Source organism: Photobacterium sp. DNB23_23_1 (genome assembly GCF_052873815.1).
In genome coordinates this window covers 38,769-56,433 of sequence record NZ_JBNNXT010000005.1, presented here as the reverse complement: position 1 = coordinate 56,433, position 17,665 = coordinate 38,769, and the positions used below count along the sequence as shown (strand labels likewise).

The window sequence follows — 17,665 nt, the reverse complement described above, 5'->3', positions numbered from 1 at the left end:
ATGAGTATTGAACACACACCTCCAAGTACGTACATACTGCGTGAGCTTAATGATGTCACCGTACCAGATAGTATCAGTTGGGTGCCACAAACCATTGGCTGGAAAGTGCTATTGGTTGTGTTAATTATTGTAGCGGCTTATTTGAGTTATAGGTGGCTGCTGCGCTGGTGGTGTAACCGTTATCGAACTGAAGCCATTGAGGCTTTAACCCATTTATCGATTGAACATCATCACTTCGAAGACATATTGTTTTCTATTTTAAAAATGGTGCTGGTGTATTTAGATCCCGCCAATGGCAAGTTATTTGGTCGATCTTTTTTGCAAAAGATCGATGAATTAAGTGATGAAAGTACTTTATTTAATGACGAAATAGCCCAGAAGTGGGTTCAGTCGTTGGTTAACCCTTCAACCGTTCTTGATAGCCGCGAGCGAGAAATTTTACGTCAACGTGCTGTGTTGTGGGCGAAAACGCATCAAGGCAATTCCCAAAAATTCGCTTCTGTCAGATCGCTATTTGATAAACGGTCGAATGAGCGAACAGGGCGGGGGGAAAGTCGCCATGTTTAATTTCTCGTTAATCAATTTGGAATTTGTACATCCTTGGTGGTTTCTAGCTCTGCCTTTACCTCTGATTGTTTTCTATTTCGTGCCAGCATACCGAACCAAGCAAAGTGCGATTAAAGTGCCATTTTTTAGCCAGTTGATTGAGGCCTTGGGTGAAACACCATCGACAGGGGCGAATCAGTTATCCCCGTCTTGGTGGCAGCGGCTGACTTTGGCGATTTCTTGGGTGCTGATTATTACAGCACTAGCAAAACCAACCATCTTGGGTGAACCACAGGTGAGAGGAAGTTATGGTCGGGATGTGATGGTACTGGTTGATTTGTCTGGCTCTATGGCAGAGCAAGACTTTACCTCGTCGGCGGGCCAGAAAGTGTCTCGTCTTGAGGCGGTGAAAGAGGTACTGGCGGATTTTGTTACAACCCGTCAAGGGGATCGCTTAGGGCTAATTTTGTTTGGTGATGCGGCATTTTTACAAACCCCCTTTACCGCCGATCAAGAGGTGTGGCTCGCGCTTCTTAATGAAACAGAAGTGGCAATGGCTGGACAGAGTACCCATCTTGGTGACGCGATGGGGCTAGCCATCAAGGTGTTTGAGCAAAGCCATCAAGAAAAAGGTGATGAAGATAGAGAGAAAGTAGCCATTGTACTTACTGATGGCAATGATACTGATAGCTTCGTTGAACCAATAGAAGCGGCAAAGGTTGCAAAAGCCAAGGAAGTTCGCATCCATATGATCGCGATGGGTGATCCGAAAACCGTCGGTGAAACCGCTCTGGATATGACAACAATCAACCGGGTTGCCAAAGAGTCTGGTGGCCAGGCATTTGTGGCACTCGATCGCGCCGCACTTTCAGATGCCTACGAAGAGATCGGCAACTTGGAGCCACAGCTCTATGAAAGCTCAACCTATCGTCCTAAGCAAAGTATTCATCACTATCTTATTGCCATTGTGGTGGTGATGTACCTTGTCGCGTTTTCGCTGGCGACAATAATGCGTCGTAAGAAGCTAATTACAGGAGCCAAAGGCGCGGAGAATAACAATGTTCGATAGTCTTAGCCTACAGCAGGTAATTACTCAATTTCATTTTATTCGACCGCTATGGTTACTGGCTTTTATTCCTATGGGGCTATTGTTTTGGCTGCGTTGGCGGGAAGCCAACCAACCCGGCTGGAAAGATGTTTTACCCGATCACCTTCGCAAGGTGTTAACCATTGGCGAAAAAGATTGGAGCAAACAACTTCCCCTCAAGTTACTGACCTTGATTATTACTATTGGTGTCTTGGTCTGCGCTGGGCCGACGTGGCAACGACAAGCGTCGCCGTTTGGTGAAGATAAAGCGTCAATGCTGGTATTGCTTGATAGCAGTGAATCTATGCTAGAGCAAGATTTACCGCCAAGTCGGTTGGAGCGGGCTAAACAGAAGGTTCGTGATTTGTTAGCGCTTAGACAGGGGGGGAGTACGGGGCTGGCTGTGTTTGCAGGCTCAGCGCATGTTGCCATGCCCATGACTCAAGATACTAAAGTGTTTGAGCCCATTTTGGCGGCGATTTCCCCTGAAATAATGCCTGTTGAAGGTAAATTCGCGGAAAAATCTTTGCCGTTAATTGATCAATTACTTCAGGGCAAGCCGGGATCAACCGTGTTATTAGTATCTGACGGGACAAACCCGAATACGATTGCCGCTTTCAAATCGTATTTTAGCGATAAGCCTTACCAGTTAATGATATTTGGGGCAGGTAACAATAATGTTGTCAGTGATGCCCCTGCTGATTTTGACTCATTGCGTCAACTGGCAAGTGAAGTGAATGGGCGATTTATTGAAATGACGGTTGATAGCAGCGATGTTGAGCAGCTAAATCGTTCAGTTGAACGTAATATGCAGCTTAACGGCGAGTCATCCATGCCTTGGCAAGACATGGGTTATCAACTGTTACTTCCTATAGCCTTAGTCATGTTGCTTTGGTTTCGAAAAGGTTGGTTGGTGCAGTGGTGTGTTGTGCTGTCACTGACCGGGTCATTATTGGTCGCACCGACGGTGAAAGCCGAAACCGTTGTGGCGTCTAAAGCGCAAACCTCGCAGCCAGCTGAAGTGGTGACAACATGGGATAAAGCAGCTCAATGGTGGTGGGATTTATGGCTAACGCCTGATCAGCAAGGTCAACGACTCTTAAATCAAGGCGAGTATCTTGACGCGGCAAAGCATTTTGTCGACCCGTTAAGAAAGGGGACTGCTTACTATTATGCCTCTGAGTATAAACAAGCCCACCGTGCTTTTTTGCAAATGGACAGCGATTTTGGCTTATATAACGCTGCCAGTGCGCTGGCGAGACAGCGAGAGTATCTAGCGGCAAGGGACTTGTTACAGTCACTCGCAGATAAGAAATCCCTTGCTGCTGAATTACGGCCGAGTGTTGAACATAACCTCGATGTGATAGGCGGTATTGTCGACGAAATTAACCTAATTAGTGAAAGCCAGGCGGGAACCACTGACGGGCCTGAAGAATCTTTTGAATTAAATGACGATAAACCGCGTACTGCCGATGGAGCCGATGAAATAACAGCGGGTGAATTAATGATTAAAGACACGCTCAATGCCAATGAAATCTTGGGCAGCAATGAATTGGCGGATAAGTGGTTAAAAAGGGTAGAGGCCGATCCTAAGTACTTCCTACGGGCTAAATTCCAGTTACAGCTCAATGAGCCAAGTCATACCACTGTCTCGAATGGTACAAGTGAAGCTGGAGAGGCACAGCAATGAAGATACTATTTTCATTACGTATATTGAAGCAGCAGACAAAGAGCGCTGCTCATTTGTTAGTGCGCTTAATGGTTATTTTTGCCTGTGCAGGCAGTACCTCGAGTTACGCTGTCACAGTTTCAGATTTACAAACTAGCAATGATGTAGAGATTAAGTCTTGGCTAGCGGATTCAGGCTCAGATTCTAGGACGGGGTCAGATACAGATCAGAACCAACTGCCGAGCTTCAGCGTTAACCAACAAGTGATACTTTATGTTGAAGTCGCAACCCCGCGCTGGTTCACCGGTGGCACTCGAATAGAGGCAGTTGAAATACCGAATGTCATCGCTAAGCAGCGTAATCAGCTGGCGACCAATTATACCGAGAGAAAAGGGGGAGTGACTTGGTCTAGGCAGCGATGGGAAATCACTTTATACCCTGTCAAGTCGGGTACATATTCTATTCCTCCGTTGGCGGTGAATGTGCAAGTATCAGCGCCTGGTGGGGGTAATAGCTCTGGTACGTTGTATACCAAGCCCATGGTGTTTAACGCCACCTTACCTTCAGGCTTAGTGAGTGACCAAAGTCCCTGGTTTACCGCATCTAATGTGGATGTAGAACAAGAATGGAAACAATCCAATGATGAGCTGAAAGTGGGTGATGTTATTACCCGTAAGGTGACTATTCAGGCACAAGATAGCCTTTCGGTATTATTGCCAAATCTGCTTGATAGCGAGTCATCGGCCTACTTTCAAGGTTACCCTCAACCACATCGTTTAGCTGACTCGCAAACAAGGGGGGATTATCAATCTAGCCGGGTTGAAGAAACCGTGTATGTGATTCAGCAAGGCGGTGATTTCAGTTTGCCTGAGCATCAATTTCAGTGGTGGAATGTCAAAACCAACCAACTGGAGACCGTCACTGTCGAAGGTAAACATTTTCATGCTCGTCATACCCCTGCTTCTTTTGTGAAGGCTAATCTACACGCCTTGATTGCAGTTGTTGTGACAGTGGCTGTTGCGTTGGCGGTATTTTTCGCGGCACGACGTTTTTATCGTACCCACCCTAAACCACCATGGCTTCTATTTTGGTTTGATGTCCAAAAGGGAAAGTGGCCACAAGCGAGGGGAAAACTGTATCGCCATTTACGTCAAACAACGAACACGCTTGAAATGAATAAAGTGGCGAGTGATACCGTTTGGTCGAAAACAAGTGTTCAAATCCAAGCCGGCGAAGAAAAGGCTAATGTGTTTATGAAGATGTGGCGGCTGATTAGTGGCAAGCAAAGCGCACGAAGATGGGGAAAGCTACCTAAAGCACTCCCTAATTTAGATAAACTGCACAAGGCGCGTTGATAGGCCTTAACTGACTGAATATTTTGGCCTATTGTTGGATCGAGGAAGAATAGTAAAGTGACTCAAAAGATGAAAAGTACCGATCTTAATCTCATTCCTATCTTTGTTGCTATCTTTGAAGAGCAAAGTCTATCTAAAGCAGCCGTGCGCATGAATATCAGTCAGCCCGCAGTGAGTAAGGGCCTAAAACGCCTACGGGAGATCTATGATGATCCCTTGTTTCACCGTAATGCTAGCGGCGTAGATCCAACAGCATTTGCCAGTGATATCTATCCAGCTTTAGCCGCTTCTTTGAAGAACTTTAGTTCAACCTTATCGGCATCACGAGAGTTTGACCCTAAAACATCGAAGCGGATATTTTCTATCGCTTGTGTGTCAGTGGCAAGCTATAGCGTTATTCCTGCATTGATCGAGAGGGTACGTATGGAAGCGCCTAATATTGCTTTCGAAATACACCCTTTATTCACTGAAGATATGGAGGCGGATTTACGGTTGCAGCGATACGATCTGGTGATAGATTTGCCTCCGCGTGGACGTAGCCTGTTAAAATCTCAGGTCCTTTATTCTGAGGAACTCAGTGTGGTGTGCTGTAAGCATCACCCTCGATTTTCTGACTCGATCACTATCGAAGAGTTTATTACTGAAGACCATGTGGTGGTGTCCCGCTGGCATGCGCGCGGCAGTTTATTAAATGCTGAGGATATTCCGGAGCTTGATCAACGAAATATTGTTGTTCGTGCACCGGGCGCAGTAGAAATGCTGCCTATAATTGCTGGCTCTGACATGATTGGCATTTTACCAAGATCCATTATCAATGCCTTTTCTGAACGGTATGCAATTAAAGCGTTACCTTTGCCGTTTGGTGACGATATCTATGATCTGTGTGCGATATGGCACCCCAGCCGAACATCAGAAACCAGTCATCGCTGGCTAAGGCAATTGTTGTTTAAAGTGGTGAAAGATTGTTGATTATTTAACGCCCAATGTAGTGTTGGCGTTTTCCATCGCCTGACGTTATTGCATTATAACTTGCCATTACAGAGATAGATTTTCTGTGGGATTCATCCATTTCAGCGCTGTGTTTATATTGGAAATAGTTATCATTTTACTTAAGAGGTAAATAAACGTTCTTTCAATGTTTAATATGGTTTGCATGATAATCACCTATAATTTGTAATTGTCGAACCTCGTCAAATTGTTATTAATAAGGTGTGGTTTATGCGAAGTATTACTCTTTCAATTGGCTTAATTTCCACACTAATATTCGCTGGTTGTGCTGGCATTATTAGAGAACAAGCAGTCCCAGAATATTTAACAAATCAAGCAGTTGTTCCTGGTATGGAAGATGTCCGCTATCGCTTGGGGATAGATACGGAGGCTCTCAAAAAAGATGCGTTTGACTCCTTTTGGCGGGAAGCAGAGCAACTTAAGGCCAGTGGACATTCAGGGCCATTACCACCAGTACATTTTTTGGTTATATCCGGAGGGGGCGATCATGGTGCATTTGGTGCAGGCTTGCTAAGCGGCTGGACATCATCGGGAACTAGGCCTGAATTTAAATTAGTCACGGGTGTCAGTACAGGGGCGTTGATCGCACCATTTGCTTTTCTTGGCTCTGAATACGATGCTCGACTGAGGAATTTATATACGAATATATCTGCTGAAGACATTATCGAGCAACGTTGGTTTTTGGCTGCACTCACCTCTGATGCAATGGCTGACACTTCTCCCTTATGGGAGCTATTAGAAAAAGAGATTGATGAACGTTTACTTGAAGCCATTGCTGTCGAACATGACAAAGGCAGGATGCTCCTCATTGCGACGGTGGATCTTGATGCAAGGAATTCCGTAATATGGAATATGACAAAGATAGCGGCCAGCGGTGACCCGAAAGCATTGCATTTATTTCGTTCTGTATTAATTGCTTCAGCATCGATTCCTGGAGCCTTTCCCCCTGTTATGATTGACGTTGAGGCAAGAGGTCAACATTATCAAGAAATGCATGTTGATGGTGGCACAATGTCGCAGCTGTTCATCTATCCTCCTGAATTACATACAAAGGAAATATCTGAGAAGCAACATGTGGAGAGGGAAAGGTATGCTTACATAATACGTAATGCTAAGTTGGATCCTAAGTGGGCGTCAGTCGAACGCCAGACGATGAGTATTGCAGAGCGTGCTATATCTTCCTTGATACAAACTCAGGGGGTCGGAGACCTATATAGAGTGTATTTGATCACACAGCGAGATGGTGTTGATTACAACTTGGCTTATGTGCCTGAAGATTTTAATCATCCTCACCATGAGGAGTTTGATACTGAATTTATGCGGGCACTTTTCCAAACAGGTTACGAAATGGCGCTGAGAGGGTATCCTTGGAGTAAGATGCCGCCAGGCTTCTGATAGCGTTGCTGTTCTTTTCATCATAGTATGCTGACGGTGTCGACGTACTATGATGAAAATGTAATACCAATCTGGATAAGTAGTTGATCAAGTATTTGCACTGGAAAAATCGTTGTTATCAAGGCTGATATTGCAGTAACTAGTGGCTCTAATTACAAAATATCTAACGCAGAGAACAGCGATTTTAACCTGCAAGACTGATCAAATATTTATGTAGGTTGGTATAAGCCTTAAAGGTATTGCTTCGAAAATAAAAGCCTATTCACTTTCTCGGCTCTGGCGAGATATATCTCCAGTTTTCTTGATCACTAGAGGTCCTTTTACCGCTTCCATCACATAGGATACAGGCAGGTCATTATTCAACAATGTTGCCATGGCGCGTAGGTATTTACGGATATGCCGAAAGAAAGCTTGGTACCCCGCACACAGATAATGTAAACCCGGTTCACCGTCGGGAGACGTGATAAAACGATGTTTTGGGCAACCGCCCCAACAGGCGTTTAGCACATCACACTCGCGACACCAGCGTGGTAGGGTATGCTCCTTGTGGGGCCCGAATCCCTTTAAAACTGACTGCTCAACCATCTGTCCTAGCTCATCGGAAAGTATATTTCCCAAACGATAGTCAGGATAAACATAATGATCACAGGAAAACAGGCTGCCATCATGCTCCATGGCCACGGCGCGACCACACTGCCGAGAAAAAATGCATACCGGAGATGGTTCGCCCATCCAGGCAGTGAGAGCCCATTCGAAGTTCATGACAAATGTTGTCCCCACATCCTGGCGGACCCACTCCTCATAGATAGCGATCAAAAACTCACCGTATTGTTTTGGGTCTACGGTCCAAGGTGTCACTTCGGTGTTGGGTTCAAGCCGTTCAAGTGTTGCTGGTGAGGCTAACCAAAGTCCTTGGGCAGACGTTTCTTGATTTGGTTCGCGTTCAACAATGGGAGAGAACTGAATATATTCTATCCCTTCTTCTTTGAAAAAGTGGTAAACATCAAGCGGCCGAGATGCGGTTTCTCGGCCGACGCAAGCAAGTACATTGAACTCCACCTGATGCTTCTTGAGAAGCCGGACTCCTTGCATCACGCGCTCGAAGGTACCTTCTCCGCGCCTATCTTTTCGGTATCGGTCGTGGATATCTTTAGGTCCGTCTAGGCTGATACCGATAAAGAAGTTATTGGCCTTGAAGAACTTGCACCAATCATCATCTAAGCGTATACCGTTAGTCTGTAGGCTGTTTCGGATCTCTTTTTGTTGTTTATAAGGTGCCTGTAATTCAACGACCTTTTTATAGAAGTCCATACCCAGCAGGGTCGGCTCTCCGCCTTGCCACAGAAACTCGACAACAGGCGTTGGTTGCGATTCTACATACTGTTTAATAAATGCAGCCAAAACCTCATCTGAAATACGGTAGTGTTCATTTTTGGGGTATAGCGCGTGTTTTTCGAGATAAAAGCAATACTCACACTTTATATTACACACCGGTCCGATGGGCTTGCTGACCACATGAATTCCCTGTGCCACTTTGCTTTCAGGTACAGTTTTATTTGAGCGATTTTGGGGCATGGTTTATAGACTCCTTCCAAGAAGGGATCAACAAGACGGATGTCATAAGTCATCCGTCCTGAGTAAAGGCACTTTATACCAACCGACATAAATATTTGATCAACTACTTATCCTGATTGGTATTAGAGCTAACCTAACGTATCGCGTGCTAGCTATTATTGTGTCTCATTCGTTTCAGTTTCAATCTCTCGGGCCTGTTCTAAGGGGGCGACCTCGACAGTCACTTTGTTAATTTTTCCGGTGAAACGGGATTTTGCTTCAGAGCCGATGTCCTCGACCACTGGTGTTGCTAGGTCAATACCGACATCAGCGGTTTCATCAGCAGAAAATACCATGGGTTGAGTACGAGGGATCTTCCCTTCGGCGACTTTTTCGTCATTGACGTACAAGGTTCCCAGCCCTCCCTTGGCCAAACCTCCTCCATCGTAGTCGAAGACGAAACGGAGAATAGACTTGCCGGGTTTGAGCTTACTTTTACCCGTAACAGAAAAGCGTTCAAGGCCGAGGAAGTTGTAATCGTAGGCTGGTATACCGTCATTAACATATAGCGCCCATCCGCCGAAGCGACCGCCTTGGGCGATGATCACGCCGTTGCCGCCATCATCAGCGACTTCAACTTCTGCCGTGATAGTCTTAGATCTGTTTTTAATGTTCAGGAACACATTTTCGGTCATCCCCGTCATCCCTTCAGCGAGGGTGAGCGAGGTACGGTCTCCCATAAGGTCCGGACGACCTGCAATCGCTGCATTCACTCTTTCCACGGTACGATCATCGATAGGGAGTACCTTGTTTTTTTTCGCCTCTTGCATAAATAGATCCTGCATTTCGACCAACTTTTTTGGATTCTCCTTTGATAAGTCGTTAACAAGACTGAAGTCGGTTCTCGTATCAAAAAGCTCCCAGATATCTTCTTCAAGGCCGCGGCGAGGGTGGGGTTCCCACGGAGCTTTGTGTATAGTCCGGGCAAACCAGCCCTCGTGATAGATGGCACGGTTGCCAAACATCTCGAAGTATTGTGTGGTATGACGCTCTTTCGCTTCTGCATCATCGAAGCTGTAGAGCATACTTACACCGTCCATGGGGCGCTGTGCTATGCCATTAACTTCTTTCGGTTCAGGTAACCCCGCAGCCTCAAGAATTGTCGGAGCAACGTCGATAACATGGTGAAATTGTTCGCGTTGTCCCCCCTTGGTTTTGAATCCTTTCGGCCAGTGGACAGCCATGCCGACTTTAGTGCCTCCATGGTCAGATGCAACCTGCTTAGTCCATTTATAAGGTGTATCAAACGCCACTGCCCAGCCTGCGGCCATGTGCGGGTAAGTTTCCGGGCCTCCCCATTTGTCCAGAACTTTGAGCATATCTGACACTTGTTCCTGGACCCCGTTAAAGTAGGTCATTTCGCTGAACATTCCATTACGACCACCCTCTGCACTGGTACCGTTGTCACCGTAAACGAAGAAGATTAATGTGTTGTCAAGTTGACCGGTTTCCTCTATTGCTTTTACCACTCGGCCAATTTCATGGTCTGTCATTTCTACGAAGCCAGCAAATACCTCTGCTTGGTGGGAGAATAGCGTTTTTTCATCGGCACTGAGCGTATCCCAATCGGGGATAGCTTTAGGTTTGGGTGCAAGTTGGGTACCTTCTGGGACAATTCCTTTTTCAATCTGGCGTGAGAGGATCTGTTCGCGCAAGGTATCCCAGCCTTGGTCGAATTTTCCTTTCCATCGGGCAATCCACTCTTTGGGTACATGGTGCGGCGCGTGAGTGGCTCCGGGGGCATAATAGATAAAGAAAGGCTTATCTGGCGTTAGCGCTTTTTGGTATTTAAGCCAGGAAACGGTTTGGTTGGTCATATCGTTTAGGAAGTGATAATCCGAGTCATCAGGCAGCTCCACGGGGTGGGTACCGTCATAAATATATGGCGCCCATTGATTGGTTTCACCGCCAAGAAAGCCGTAGAATTTGTCAAAACCCTGTTTCGTTGGCCAGCGATCTAATGGCCCTGAGATACTGGCCTCCCAAGCTGCCGTTTCGTGCCATTTGCCAAATGCGGCAGTACTGTAACCGTTAAGACGTAACATCTCGGCGACTGGGGCGACGTCTTTGGGGATTTGACCGGTATTACCAGGAAATGCAGTCCCCGTTTCAATGATACCGCCCATGTTATTGACATGATGATTGCGCCCGCTCTTGAGTGCTGCACGGGTCGGGGAGGAAACCGCCGTAGTGTGGAAATTGGTGTAGTGGACACCTTGTGCAGCGGCCTGGTCAAATGTCGGAGTATTAACCGGGCCACCGAAGGTGCTGGTTCCGGCAAATCCAAGATCATCAACCAGTATGACCACCACATTTGGCGCTCCCTCGGGGGCTTTTACTTCAAATCGTGGTGGCGGGGTAGCGTTGCGCACATCAAGTTCGTTATATGTTGGTGGTACAGGTTCGGGGATTGGTAAAACTGTACGATCTAAAGGTTGCTGAGCACTGATAAAAGGCGTATATCCAAGAGCTATTGCAGTTGTCGTCAGAAAAGTACCCATCATAGCAGTGCCATTTTTGCCACCGTCTATATCTGTATGTGTGAGACGTCTGATTGATTCGCTTAGGGTTGTTAATCTAGCGTTATTCATCATCACTCCTTATAGCCATCATGCGATAAACTGTTCGAATGAAACACGGTTATGAGCACTTTTTTCGATGAGCCGGTGCCTTTTAAATAAGGCTAACCTAGAAGCTGAACCCCAACCCCAGATAAGGACCTTTTGCTGTTATATCCCAAACGAAGCCAGCGTCTTCGTAGTCCCAGTATAAGTGCCGATAGCCTAATTTGGCCGTATAGCCTTTGGAAAACTCCCAGTTAACACCAGCCATAAACTGATAGGTTAAATCGGAACCTCCACCTCCTATATCGAAATAACCAGACAGTGTTGCGCTATCTGAAACGGGATAGAGGACGTGTAGGCCGACGACCGCATCCACCCAGTTTTCGCTATCACCTTGGCTTGCCTCACCTCCGAATGGCTTGGGTTCATCAAATTGGATTGTGGCATCCATGCTTACGTCCATTCGGGTATAGCGAAGGGCACCAAAGCCTTCTAGTTTGGTTTTACCGTAGTCTAATAAGAGATAACCGACTGTTCCTTGGGCTATATACATTGAGCTCGATACTTCCAGTGTACCGTTACCGCTCAAGAAACCGCCGGGACCCGATACGGGAGAGCTGCTCTCGTTACCAATGTCAATATATACACCTTCTAGGCCGAACACCCAGGGACCTTTTCTGGCAGTAAATAAGCCCATAAATCCCATATCGAGGTTGTCAATAATGTCGCTAAAAGAAGCGTCAACATCGGTTGTAAACCCTTGTACGCCTGTCGTTCCATCTAGCCCTGCGATTAACAGGTAAGGGGTGACTTCATATTGCCACCTGTCGACATCATTTGCGGCTGTTGCATGCCCGAAACAAAACCCAGCTAAAACACCAGTAATAGCCGATAATCGGTGTGTTTTCATAACGTTTTTCCTATTTATTTTGTTGAAAAAACGGTGTTATTTCTGAAATTATTCTCACAAAATAAAGCCAACGAATGTTAATTAGCGCACCTGAGAACAATCATTTCAGTTTCGCTTGAATATATATCCATACAATATAGAGGGTTACCGGGGGGAGACCAGAAAAAGACTGTTCACTTTTGATACATCACATGAGTTTTGCAGCTAGGTTTTTGTTAAAATAGCTTTTTTTTCTGGACTTGTATGTCCATATATTAGTGGATCGAGTATTAATCAATAGTATGAGCCTATTAAATTTAATAGGCTCTTTACCCAAGTTGCTTCACGATACTTGCGGGAATATGAACGAGCAGTATTAATTATTAGGTCTCACTTCCTCCAACACTTTACCGATAGCGCCACTTGGTAGGGTTATGCCCAGTGTATTTGATAGTGTGGGAGCTATATCATACGGCGTGATATCTCGTGTGACTTTATTGGCTTTAATGCCATTACCCGCAAAAATGACCGGCACATGGGTATCGTATCGCCATGGTGAGCCGTGCGTAGACGCGATGGTTAAACCATCCATATCATTAATATAGGTACGTGGCGTAAAGACCAAGTAGATGTCACCTGAGCGCTGCGGGTGATGATTGTTTTTTACCAGTTGCATCATACGTGTATCTGGCAAGGTATTTTGCATGATATCAGAGCCTGTAACGGCATGGTCTATGCCTGTTATTTTTTCGACCTCTTCCGCTACGACTCGCTGCACAGATTCAAGGGATACGCCTTTCTTTTTAATGATGTCATGGTTGAGGTAAATATAAGGCTGCGCATATAAGCGAATGGCATCTTTGTCTAAGCCAAACTCTTTATTTAAACGGCCTAACAACTGTTCATTGATTATGGTGTCTTTGTTGAAGTATTGTGCGGTGTTGTAGCCCAGCGCATTCACCGTTGGAGATGCCTCGGGGACACCGTGATCAGCTGAAAGAACAATTAAGGTATTATCTAAACCGATTTTTTGTTCGATATTTGCTAAGAATTTAGCGAGTGTTTTATCTAAACGGATCAAGTTATCCTCAGCTTCTAAGCTTGATGGCCCGAACATATGAATGACATAGTCATTGGATGAAAAACTGACTGCAAGGTAATCGGTGAAATTACTTTGGCCGAGTTTTTCTTTCTCAATGAGCGTCGTCGCAAAGTCAGCCGTTAGTTCGTCACCGGCAGGGCTGAGGGTCAACATAGTGCTGTAATATTGAAAGCTCGCTGGTCCGTAAGGGTGTGGGAAAGTACGTTTGAATCCAGCCAGGTCGACTTTCTGATCTTGAGGGCCTTCTTTAAGGGTGTACTTATCCCTCACTAAGCTGAGATCCCATTTTTGCTTACTGTAGCGGGCAGGATAGCCCTTCGCATTCCACTCAGTGACCCATTCTGGGTACGCCTGATAGTAATAATTGCTAGTCACAAATTCTGATTGAGCCTTAGAGAACCAGAAGGCTTTGCCCGAGTGACCAGCCAAAGAAATAGCACCACGATCTTTTACGGAGACAGAAAAGATTTTGGACTCGCCATTACTGGCAATGGCGAGCTCATCGCTAAAGGTCGTGGAAAGAATGGGGACGGGGGAGCGGCCATCAACCTTGGCGGTTTTTTGGGTTGGGTCGATTTCTGTGGATTGGTTAACACCTGCGCCTTGGGTCAGCATGGCATAATCACTGTCTTCGACGTTATAGATCAATCTTTCCTTTTGTCGATCATACCAAACATTGCCCACCATGCCGTGTACACTTGGCGGGGCACCGGTCGCAAGGGATACGTGGCCAACAATGGTTTCGGTATTGCCATGCTGATAATGAGCGTTGGTGTAATAAGTGCCTTCATCGATTAAATAGCGAAACCCGTTATCACCAAAGTTGTGTTTATATCGCTCCAGTAAATCGCCACGAAGGCCATCGACGGTAATTTGTAAAACCAGTTGTGGAGTGGGTGGTGGTGCTGCAACGGTATTTGTAGCGAGTAAACTTAAGCTAAGACATAACAGGCGGGGTACTGTTGCTATCTTCATTGATAGAAGCTCCGTTTTTATGGATAAAGAACACTTGAAGTGTAGAAGAGAAAATCCTCAACACTAAATAGAGGACTATTAATCATATGGCTATTACATAAAATGCTTATTCAGCGTCGCGCACCAGTCTTAATCCCATGTCAGCCATGATAATGTTTTGGCTTGCAAAATCGCGTCGATAGTTTTCAGACAAATTTTCGTCGTAAGCAAAACTGCCACCACGTACGGATTTGTGGGCAAGGCCAATGCTAGAGTCTTGTGCATTATTGGGGTTTTCGGTTGGGCCATGGCGATAGAAGCCTTCATCATAGGCATCGATGACAAATTCACCTACGTTGCCCGTCATATCATAGAGGCCAAGCTCATTCGGTTTTTTCTGGCCGACAGGATGAGCCCGGTCGTTGGCGTTGCCAGCATACCAGGCCACATCATCAATGCTGTCTGAGCCACTATAGGTGTAGCCTTGGTTTTTGTTTCCACCTTTGGCGGCAAACTCCCATTCTGCTTCCGTTGGCAGCCGGTAGTTTGCACCTGTAAGGGTATTGAGCTGGTCGATAAAATAATTGGCCTGCTGCCAGCTTAAGTTATTCACCGGTACGTTGGGATTGTTGAAGTAGCTCATTGAAGAGCCCATTACACTTTCGAAAAGCGCTTGTGTGACTTCGAATTTGGAGATGTAGAAGCTATCGACTGAGACAGTTCTAGCAGGTTTTTCCGCTTTACTGGCTACAGTAAGATCAGAGCCCATCTCGAACTGTCCACCTTCAACCAAAACCATATCTGTTTCGATGTTCTGCATAATGGGGTGAGGCGTACTGGCAAATAAATCGGTGGTAATCCAAGTGGTGACGGCGACGACGGCAAAACCGGAAAGAGTGGTAAATGCAACTCGCTTTAGCGTTGGTGATGGCATGTGGCGTCTCCATGGATCATGTGATTGATCATTGAAATAAGAAGCCCATTGTAAGGAAAAAAATCATACCTAAAGGTTATAAGGGGTATAACAAGCGCCGGTATGAAGCACGCATTAAAATTGGCTTACTTAAATGTTTATAAGTAGGTGAAATATGCTGATTACTCAGGGGCCGCAATACAATGGCAAGGCATCAAAGCGATTACATGTAATGGCAAAACCTATTGGTGCCGCGTGCAACATTGATTGCACCTATTGCTATTACCTGAGTAAACAGGACTTACTCGAATATAAGAAGGGTTGTTCGCCAATGATGGATGAGAACACTCTGGAAACCTATATTCGCCAATATATCGAAGGCCAGAACACCCCAGAGATTACTTTTTCTTGGCAAGGTGGAGAACCAACCATGCTGGGTGTTGATTACTTCCGCAAGGTTGTTGAACTGCAGAAGAAGTTTCAGCCGGAAGGCATCGCTATATCTAACGATCTCCAAACTAACGGTACTTTGCTTAACGATGAGTGGTGCGAGTTTCTGGCCGAGAATAACTTTCTGGTTGGCTTGAGCATTGATGGCCCAGAGATGCTTCATAACGCTTACCGTACCAACCGAGCGGGACGCGGTACCTTTAAACAGGTAATGGCGGCGGTTGAGTTACTCCATAAACACCAGGTGAAGTTTGCCACCCTGACTTGCATTAATAACCTGACGAGCAAGAACCCGCTTGAAGTGTATCGTTTCTTAAGAGATGAAGTGAAATCGCCACAGATCCAATTTATTCCTATTGTCGAACAAAAGACGTTCAGAACAACAGCACCTCAGACGTGGGAGAGCCATGAACAATTACGGCAAGGAGATAAGCGTCTGAACCCGTGGCATAAGAACTCAGTGGTTGAACCTTGGTGTGTGTCGGCAGAAGGTTGGGGAGATTTTTTGATTGCCGTGTTTGATGAGTGGGTTCAAAACGATATTGGCAAAGTATTTGTTCAATATTTTGAAGCGAGCGTTGAAACTTGGATGGGGCGAAAAAACCCGCTTTGTACACTCGGTGAAATTTGCGGTAAAGGATTGGCGATGGAGCCAAACGGTGATGTCTATACCTGCGACCATTATGTTTATCCGGATTATCAAGTCGGAAATATCCACCATCAAAAACTCGATGAGATGGCTTATTCCGAGGCTCAGCAGAAATTTGGTTTTGCCAAGTCACGAACGTTAACTAGCCAATGCCAACAGTGTGACTATAAGTTTGCTTGTTTCGGTGAGTGCCCTAAGAACCGCTTTATCCGTACCAAAGATGGCGAGCCGGGGTTGAACTATTTATGTGCCGGCTGGAAAAAGTTCTTCTCTCACGCAGATAAAGCGTTTGCTCTGGTATTAAGAGCGGCGGGCAACCCTGTCGCATACGGTAAGTATTCAGATGCTGTGATGAATACTGCGATGCTTAAAACAGCACCACGTCAGCCGTATTTTCCAACCCGATTTTAATGTGAGGTAGTGGTAATGAAACGTACTATTGCAATGGCACTACTGTGCTCTTTCTTGGTATCACCTTTAACACTTGCTGCGGAGATGGGGCGTTCTGAGCTGACAGCCGAAGGTGCTCAGACAGCACAGAAAAACACGCAGGATGCTCAAGCTAAACGAATACAGCAGTGGGTCATGATTGCACAAGATCATCGTCAGAACGATGAAAAGCGTGCCGATGCGCTGAGGCAGTTGGCAAGCTACCCTAACCAAAATAGCTTGGTCGCGGTTGCCCGAGGGTTACAGGATGAAAATCCAATTGTCAGAGAAGCAGCCGTTGTAGGTGCTGAGCCTTATCAGTTTGATCACCGCTGGCGTTTGCTGTCTCCGTTGCTTACAGACAGTGAGGCAAATGTACGTTTAACCGCTACCACGAACCTAATTCGAAATTATGGTGAAATGGACGTTGGGCAAAAAGCATTGATGGACCCACCCTCAGCGGAGTTAACCTCATACCTCAAAGGTAAGAAAGATCTGCCGTCTCAACTGTTATTGGCCGATGTTTACCGTTGGCATCAAGAGTTTGACGAAGCACACGAGATATATACCGCTTTGCAGGAAGTTGATAACCGTAACCCTCAAATCTGGTTGGGTCTAGCAGATAATTACCGTGCTCAAGGGGATGACCTGCAAGCCAATATAGTGCTGGACCAAGCACAAAAAATATTACCTGAAGAGGCCAACATGTTTTACTCCCAAGCACTGACCTTGGTGAGACTCGACGAGAAGAAACAAGCTGCTGAGGCAATCAAGAAAGCGACGGAACTTGCGCCAGATAATAGTTACTTTTGGTATTTGAGCGGTGTATTGCTGGAAGCTTTCAATGTGGATGATGCAACGACCTCATTTGAAACAGCCTATGAAATATCAGGGGCCCCAGAGCAGTTGTACGCAGTGTGTGATATCTATGTGAGGTATAACCATCTCAAAACTGATTCATGTTTAGAATCATTAGCTAAAGTTGCCCCTGAGTTTGTGATTGACGAACTAAAATCTAAACGGGGCTAGTGGGCCTCATTT

At 45.9% G+C, this 17,665-nt stretch carries 12 protein-coding genes and 1 pseudogene; 8 read left to right on the top strand and 5 right to left on the bottom strand.

Going from position 1 to position 17,665, the window contains the following annotated elements; all coding sequences use genetic code 11:
* The 6 genes from ACVA53_RS04985 to ACVA53_RS04960 all read left to right on the top strand — a co-directional run bounded on the left by ACVA53_RS04985 (position 1) and on the right by ACVA53_RS04960 (position 7,060).
* Positions 1 to 567: a DUF4381 domain-containing protein gene (locus ACVA53_RS04985; protein WP_255043015.1), complete on the top strand. Its 567-nt coding sequence runs from the start codon at positions 1 to 3 to the stop codon at positions 565 to 567.
* Complete coding sequence (locus ACVA53_RS04980; protein WP_446504622.1) at positions 560 to 1,615, top strand: vWA domain-containing protein; 1,056 nt, start codon at positions 560 to 562, stop codon at positions 1,613 to 1,615. The genes ACVA53_RS04985 and ACVA53_RS04980 overlap by 8 nt, the downstream gene beginning before the upstream one ends.
* Positions 1,605 to 3,323 carry a VWA domain-containing protein gene (locus tag ACVA53_RS04975; RefSeq protein WP_446504621.1) on the top strand — a complete coding sequence of 573 codons (1,719 nt, stop codon included), beginning with the start codon at positions 1,605 to 1,607 and terminating at the stop codon, positions 3,321 to 3,323. Before ACVA53_RS04980 ends, ACVA53_RS04975 begins: the two co-directional genes overlap by 11 nt.
* Positions 3,320 to 4,657, top strand: coding sequence for a hypothetical protein (locus ACVA53_RS04970; protein ID WP_255043012.1), 1,338 nt, complete (start codon positions 3,320 to 3,322; stop codon positions 4,655 to 4,657). Before ACVA53_RS04975 ends, ACVA53_RS04970 begins: the two co-directional genes overlap by 4 nt.
* A gap of 69 nt (positions 4,658 to 4,726) precedes the next feature.
* A complete protein-coding gene (locus tag ACVA53_RS04965) occupies positions 4,727 to 5,626 on the top strand; it encodes a LysR family transcriptional regulator (RefSeq protein WP_255043011.1) in 900 nt (299 codons plus the stop codon).
* Between the two features lie 249 nt (positions 5,627 to 5,875).
* Positions 5,876 to 7,060 (top strand): patatin-like phospholipase family protein, encoded by a 1,185-nt coding sequence (locus ACVA53_RS04960; protein WP_255043010.1) that lies wholly within the window; start codon positions 5,876 to 5,878, stop codon positions 7,058 to 7,060.
* Between the two features lie 258 nt (positions 7,061 to 7,318).
* Here the strand turns inward: ACVA53_RS04960 and ACVA53_RS04955 are convergent, their stop codons facing one another.
* From ACVA53_RS04955 to ACVA53_RS04935, 5 genes and pseudogenes are all read right to left on the bottom strand, one after another.
* Positions 7,319 to 8,635: an anaerobic sulfatase maturase gene (locus tag ACVA53_RS04955; protein WP_255043009.1), complete on the bottom strand. Its 1,317-nt coding sequence runs from the start codon at positions 8,633 to 8,635 to the stop codon at positions 7,319 to 7,321.
* Between the two features lie 155 nt (positions 8,636 to 8,790).
* Positions 8,791 to 11,178, bottom strand: a complete 2,388-nt coding sequence (locus tag ACVA53_RS04950) for an arylsulfatase (protein WP_255043008.1) — start codon at positions 11,176 to 11,178, stop codon at positions 8,791 to 8,793.
* A gap of 184 nt (positions 11,179 to 11,362) precedes the next feature.
* Positions 11,363 to 12,148 carry a hypothetical protein gene (locus tag ACVA53_RS04945; RefSeq protein ID WP_255043007.1) on the bottom strand — a complete coding sequence of 262 codons (786 nt, stop codon included), beginning with the start codon at positions 12,146 to 12,148 and terminating at the stop codon, positions 11,363 to 11,365.
* A 355-nt stretch (positions 12,149 to 12,503) separates the two neighbouring features.
* The gene (locus ACVA53_RS04940) at positions 12,504 to 14,204 is read right to left on the bottom strand and encodes an alkaline phosphatase family protein (protein ID WP_309243487.1); all 1,701 of its coding nucleotides are present in this window, start codon (positions 14,202 to 14,204) and stop codon (positions 12,504 to 12,506) included.
* Between the two features lie 106 nt (positions 14,205 to 14,310).
* Positions 14,311 to 15,018, bottom strand: a pseudogene (locus ACVA53_RS04935) (formylglycine-generating enzyme family protein); the annotation flags it as partial.
* Between the two features lie 253 nt (positions 15,019 to 15,271).
* Between ACVA53_RS04935 and ACVA53_RS04930 the strand changes: the two are divergent.
* A complete protein-coding gene (locus ACVA53_RS04930) occupies positions 15,272 to 16,606 on the top strand; it encodes an anaerobic sulfatase maturase (RefSeq protein WP_255043005.1) in 1,335 nt (444 codons plus the stop codon).
* A 15-nt stretch (positions 16,607 to 16,621) separates the two neighbouring features.
* Complete coding sequence (locus tag ACVA53_RS04925) at positions 16,622 to 17,653, top strand: hypothetical protein (RefSeq protein ID WP_255043004.1); 1,032 nt, start codon at positions 16,622 to 16,624, stop codon at positions 17,651 to 17,653.
* Positions 17,654 to 17,665: the final 12 nt, after the last annotated feature.